The 5,642-nt window shown below is 62.9% G+C and carries 5 protein-coding genes; all 5 read right to left on the reverse strand.

Annotation, left to right across the window (positions count from 1 at the left end):
- Nucleotides 1–140: 140 nt before the first annotated feature.
- Nucleotides 141–347: a hypothetical protein gene (locus NCT32_RS00800; protein WP_061116815.1), complete on the reverse strand. Its 207-nt coding sequence runs from the start codon at nt 345–347 to the stop codon at nt 141–143.
- A 150-nt stretch (nt 348–497) separates the two neighbouring features.
- Nucleotides 498–3,248 carry a methionine synthase gene (gene metH / locus NCT32_RS00805; RefSeq protein ID WP_284508468.1) on the reverse strand — a complete coding sequence of 917 codons (2,751 nt, stop codon included), beginning with the start codon at nt 3,246–3,248 and terminating at the stop codon, nt 498–500.
- A complete protein-coding gene (locus NCT32_RS00810; RefSeq protein WP_061116817.1) occupies nt 3,238–4,299 on the reverse strand; it encodes a homocysteine S-methyltransferase family protein in 1,062 nt (353 codons plus the stop codon). Before NCT32_RS00810 ends, metH begins: the two co-directional genes overlap by 11 nt.
- 218 nt (nt 4,300–4,517) lie before the next feature.
- The gene (locus tag NCT32_RS00815; RefSeq protein ID WP_014190215.1) at nt 4,518–4,775 is read right to left on the reverse strand and encodes a DUF3567 domain-containing protein; all 258 of its coding nucleotides are present in this window, start codon (nt 4,773–4,775) and stop codon (nt 4,518–4,520) included.
- 137 nt (nt 4,776–4,912) lie between these two features.
- Nucleotides 4,913–5,642: alpha/beta fold hydrolase (locus NCT32_RS00820; RefSeq protein ID WP_284508469.1), on the reverse strand; the 730-nt coding region annotated here is incomplete at its 5' end.

The raw sequence follows: 5,642 nt of genomic DNA on the forward strand, positions 1-5,642 counted from the left end.
GGCTGAGTCCTGTAATGTACAGAACTCAGCCCTCACGGCCTTAGCCCAAACCTGTCCAACTTTGCGGGGTCAGTTCAGTTGCCGATGCGGGTTTTTTTCTTCCGATGAAACGTCTGACGGCCTAGTCGCTGTGCTGCGGATTATTGCGACTGGCCGCTTTCCGCGCCGGCGGGCTTCGCAGGCGTATGCGGCTTTTTCGGCTTCTTCGGCTTTTTCTTGTGCTCCGACTGCGGCGGCGAGTACGAAGACGCCTGAGTGCTGCTCGCCTGCGCGAACGCAGCCGAACTCGATGCTGCTAGCAAGGCCGCGGCGAAAGCTACGGTTACGGCGGACGTCATCTTCTTCATGCGACTTTCTCCGTTGACGAAAAGAGTGCGTGGGCCGTCATGGCGACGGCCTTTCGCGCTGACAAGTCTACGGAAACCAAAAATTTCCCGCCTGTTTCGTGCATATTTCCGCCATCGGGCGAGGGATATGTCGTTTGTCATTGCTGGGCTTCAGCGCAGCGGTGCAAGCGCGCGTTCGGCATCCGCGGTCGACAGCGCCATGCGTTCGGCGTAGCTCGCGAGCTGATCGTCGCCGATCTTGCCCACCGAGAAGTACGTGCTGTCGGGATGCGCGATGTAGAAGCCCGACACGCTCGCGGCCGGCAGCATCGCGAACGACTCGGTCACGCTCATGCCGATTTCGTTCGCCTGAAGCACTTCGAACATGTCGCGCTTCACGAGGTGATCCGGGCACGCCGGATAACCCGGCGCCGGGCGGATGCCGACATACTTCTCCGCGATCAGCGCATCGTTGTCGAGCGTTTCGTTCGACGCGTAGCCCCACAGTTCCCGGCGCACGCGCGCGTGGAGCGCTTCGGCGAAAGCCTCCGCGAAACGGTCGGCCAGCGCCTTGAGCATGATCGCGCTGTAGTCGTCGTGATCGGCTTCGAACTGTTGTTCCTTTTTGTCGACGCCGAGGCCCGCCGTCACCGCGAAGAGCCCGATGTAATCCTTCACGCCCGACTCCTTCGGCGCGATGAAATCGGCGAGCGAGCGGTTCGGGCGCATCACGCCATCGACGACCGGACGCACGCTCTGCTGACGCAGATTGCGCCAGGTCATCGCGACTTTCGAGCGTGATGCGTCCGTGTAGATCTCGATGTCGTCGTCGTTTACGGTGTTCGCGGGCAGCAGCATGACGACGCCGTTCGCCGTGAGCCAGCGGCCCTGAATCAGGCGCGAGAGCATCGACTTGCCGTCGGAGAACACGCGCCGCGCCGACTCGCCGACGATCTCGTCGTTGAGAATCGCCGGATAGGGACCCGCGAGATCCCACGTCTGGAAGAACGGACCCCAGTCGATGTAGTTCGCCAGTTCCGCGAGGTCATAGTTCCTGAACACGCGCCGCCCGATGAAGGTCGGCTTTTTCGGCGTGTACGCGCTCCAGTCGATCTTCGTCTTGTTGGCGCGCGCCTCGTCGTACGTGACCATCGGCTGCGCTTTTCTGTTGGCGTGCTGCGTGCGGATGCGGTCGTAGTCGCTCTTCAGTTCATCGAGATACTTCGCCGCGCCTTCGTCCGACAGGAGGCTCGACGCCACCGACACCGAACGCGACGCATCCGGCACGTACACGACCGGCCCCTCGTAATGCGGCGCGATCTTCACGGCGGTATGCACGCGCGAAGTCGTCGCGCCGCCGATGAGCAAAGGCGTCTGCTTGCCGCGGAAATAGTCGTCGCGCTGCATTTCCGAGGCGACGTAAGCCATTTCTTCGAGACTCGGCGTGATGAGGCCGGAAAGCCCGATGATGTCCGCGCCTTCTTCCTTCGCCTTCTGAAGGATGGTCGCGCACGGCACCATCACGCCCATGTTGACCACTTCGAAGTTGTTGCACTGGAGCACGACCGACACGATGTTCTTGCCGATGTCGTGCACATCGCCCTTCACGGTCGCGATGACGATCTTGCCCTTCGGCCGCACGTCCGCGCCGGCATCGGCGAGACGCTTCTTCTCTTCTTCGATGAACGGAATCAGATGCGCGACCGCCTGCTTCATCACGCGCGCCGATTTCACGACTTGCGGCAGGAACATCTTGCCCGCGCCGAACAGGTCGCCGACGATGTTCATGCCGTCCATCAGAGGCCCTTCGATGACGTTGATCGGACGCCCGCCGGCCTTTTCGATCTTCGCGCGCACTTCTTCGGTATCTTCGACGATGAAGTTCGTGATGCCGTGCACGAGCGCGTGCGACAGACGCGCCTCGACCGGCTGATTGCGCCATTCGAGGTTCTCTTCCTTCTTCGCGGCGCCGGTCTTGAACTTGTCGGCGACTTCGAGCAGACGGTCCGTGCCGTCCTCGCGGCGATTCAGCACGACGTCTTCGACTCTCTCGCGCAGTTCGGCGTCGAGGTCGGCATACACGCCGAGCTGGCCCGCGTTCACGATGCCCATGTCCATGCCCGCCTGAATCGCGTGATACAGGAACACGGTGTGAATCGCCTCGCGCACGGGATCATTGCCGCGGAACGAGAACGACACGTTCGACACGCCGCCGCTCACCTTCGCATGCGGCAGGTTCTGCTTGATCCAGCGCGTCGCATTGATGAAATCGACCGCGTAGTTGTTGTGCTCCTCGATGCCCGTCGCGATCGCGAAGATGTTCGGATCGAAGATGATGTCCTCGGGCTCGAAGCCGACCTCGTTGACGAGGATGTCGTAGGAGCGCTTGCAGATTTCCGTCTTGCGCTGGAACGTGTCCGCCTGGCCTTTCTCATCGAATGCCATCACGACCGATGCCGCGCCGTATCGGCGGATCAGTTTCGCGTGATGCCGGAACGCATCTTCGCCTTCCTTCAGCGAGATCGAGTTGACGATCGCCTTGCCCTGCACGCACTTCAGGCCCGCTTCGATCACTTCCCATTTCGACGAGTCGATCATGATCGGCACGCGCGCGATGTCGGGCTCCGATGCGATCAGATTCAGAAAGCGCACCATCGCGGCTTTCGAATCGAGCATGGCTTCGTCCATGTTGATGTCGATGACCTGCGCGCCGTTTTCGACCTGCTGCCGCGCGACGGCGAGCGCTTCGTCGAACTGGCCGTTCAGGACCATGCGCGCGAACGCCTTCGATCCGGTCACGTTCGTGCGCTCGCCGACGTTGATGAAGAGTGAGTTGTCGGTGACGTTGAACGGTTCGAGGCCGGAGAGACGCATCGTGTGATCGGTCATGTCTGTTATCTCTTGTTCGATGTCAGGCTGCATCGCGATATTGCGAGGGGAAGGCGCGCGGCTTCACTTCAGCGAGCGCTTTCGCGATCTCCGCGATGTGCTCCGGCGTCGTGCCGCAGCACCCGCCCGCGACATTCACGAGGCCCGCCGTTGCGAATTCCTTCAGCAATCCCGATGTCACGTCCGGTGTTTCATCGAATCCGGTGTCGCTCATCGGATTCGGCAGGCCCGCGTTCGGATAGCAGGACACGTAGGTGTCGCACAGCTTCGCCAGTTCGGCGATGTACGGGCGCATCAGCGCCGCGCCGAGCGCGCAGTTCAGGCCGAACGTGAGCGGCTTCGCGTGACGCAGCGAGTTCCAGAACGCTTCCACCGTCTGCCCGGACAGAATGCGGCCCGATGCATCGGTGACGGTGCCCGAGATCATGATCGGCACCAGCTCGCCGGTATCGTCGAAGAGTTGATCTAGCGCGAACAAGGCCGCTTTCGCGTTCAACGTGTCGAAGATCGTTTCGACGAGAAACAGATCGACGCCCGCATCGAGCAGCGCCTTGGCCTGTTCGTAGTACGCGTCGCGCAGCTCGTCGAACGTGACGTTGCGCGCGCCCGGGTCGTTCACGTCGGGTGAGATGCTCGCGGTCTTGGGCGTCGGTCCGATCGCGCCCGCGACGAAGCGCGGCTTGGCCGGCGTCGAATACTTGTTGCAGGCTTCGCGCGCGAGCTTCGCCGACTCGATGTTCATCTCCGCGGCAAGGTCTTCCATGCCGTAATCGGCCTGCGCGACGCGCGTGGCGCCGAAGGTGTTCGTCTCGACGATGTCGGCGCCCGCCGCCAGATACTGCTCGTGAATCTCGCGGATGACCTGCGGCTGCGTGATCGACAGCAACTCGTTGTTGCCCTTGATGTCGCGGCCGTAGTCCTTGAAGCGCTCGCCGCGATACGCGGCTTCGTCGAGCTTGTAGCGTTGGATCATCGTGCCCATCGCGCCGTCGAGGATCAGGATGCGTTTCTGCAGCAGCGCGGGCAGCGCGGCGCCGCGCGTATAGGCGCGCGCAGGGGCTTTCGGAAGGGCGTTCTGGGTCATGACGGACGAGGCCTGCACCAAGTGTGAAATAGCCTGACATTGTAGCCGCAGCGCGGAGCGCTCGCCTCCGGGCGGCGGGCGCGCATCGGCGTGAAGCCGCCGAAAAAAACCCCGCCGTTTGCAGGGCGGGGTCTTCGGGGGATGGCGAGTGTCGCCTTAACCGCAGGGCCGTGCGGCGGCGGGCGCGGACAGTAGCGAGCCGCCCGCACGTGCATGCATCAGTGAAGCACGACGGGCTGGTTCATCAAGATGTCGAACTGGCCGAGAAATTCGTCGACATCTTCGAGCGACGGCTCTTCCGCGATCAGTTGCTGCACGTGCTCGCGAAACTTCGCGGCGAGCTCGCCGTCGATGAAAATTTCCCGCTGCGTGTTCTTGTCCACGATCTCATAGCCGCCCGCCTTCATGGCGAGATGGTTGTCCTGCGGTGGAAACTCGACTACGCAATAGTTAGGGCTGTTGTAGATCATTTGCATGGCGACACTCCTTATTCCTTGTTTGCTCCGTGGCAATCCTGACGCTTAAGTGGAGCGACTGGGTTGGAATTCAAGGGGTGGCCTCGATGTGATGCCCGCTGTATCGAGGCTTTCTTTTGCAGCAAAAAACAGAAGAACTACGTGGAATCGCGCATAAAACCCGCCAGTATTGCGGAAAAGCGTTGCGATTCCTCCACGGGTGAAAGGTGCGCCGCATTGAGAAGTTCGAATCGCGCGCCGGGCACCATGTCTGCGACAACTTTTGAAGCAGCATGCGGCGTGCCAACGTCATGCTCACCTGCAACGACGAGCGTGCGCTTCCTCACGGACGCGAGTTTGTCTCGCGCATCGAAACGGCCGACCGCTTCCGCGGCGCGTGCGAATCCTTCGGCGGGCGTGCCGGCGATCGTATCCGCGATTTGTTCGATCACTTCGGGGTGCGCCTTGCGGAATTCAGGCGTGAACCAGCGGTCGAGCGTCGCTTCCACGATACTCGCTGTGCCGCTTTCGCGCACGGAGGCTGCCCGTTGCGCGAATGTCGGACGCGCATCCTCGGAAATAAAGGCCGGCGCGCCCACGACCGTCAGCGATTCCACTTTGTCCGCATGGTTGATCGCGAACTTCTGCGCCACCATTGCGCCGATCGACAGCCCGACGACATGCGCCGCCGGCGCGCCTAGCCTGTCGAGCAGAACCGCGAGATCGTCGGCGAGGTCGTCGATCGTGAACGGATCCGGGGGGCCCGCGGGGGGGGGGGGGGGGGGGGGGGGCGGGCGCGGGGGGGGGGGGGGGGGCGGGGGGGGGGCGGGGGGGGGGGGGGGGTGGGGGGGGGGGGGGGCGGGGGGGTGCGGCGCGGGCGCGGCCGGT

This window comes from Caballeronia sp. INML2 (assembly GCF_023631365.1).
In the GTDB taxonomy this organism is placed as follows: Bacteria; Pseudomonadota; Gammaproteobacteria; order Burkholderiales; family Burkholderiaceae; genus Caballeronia; species Caballeronia turbans.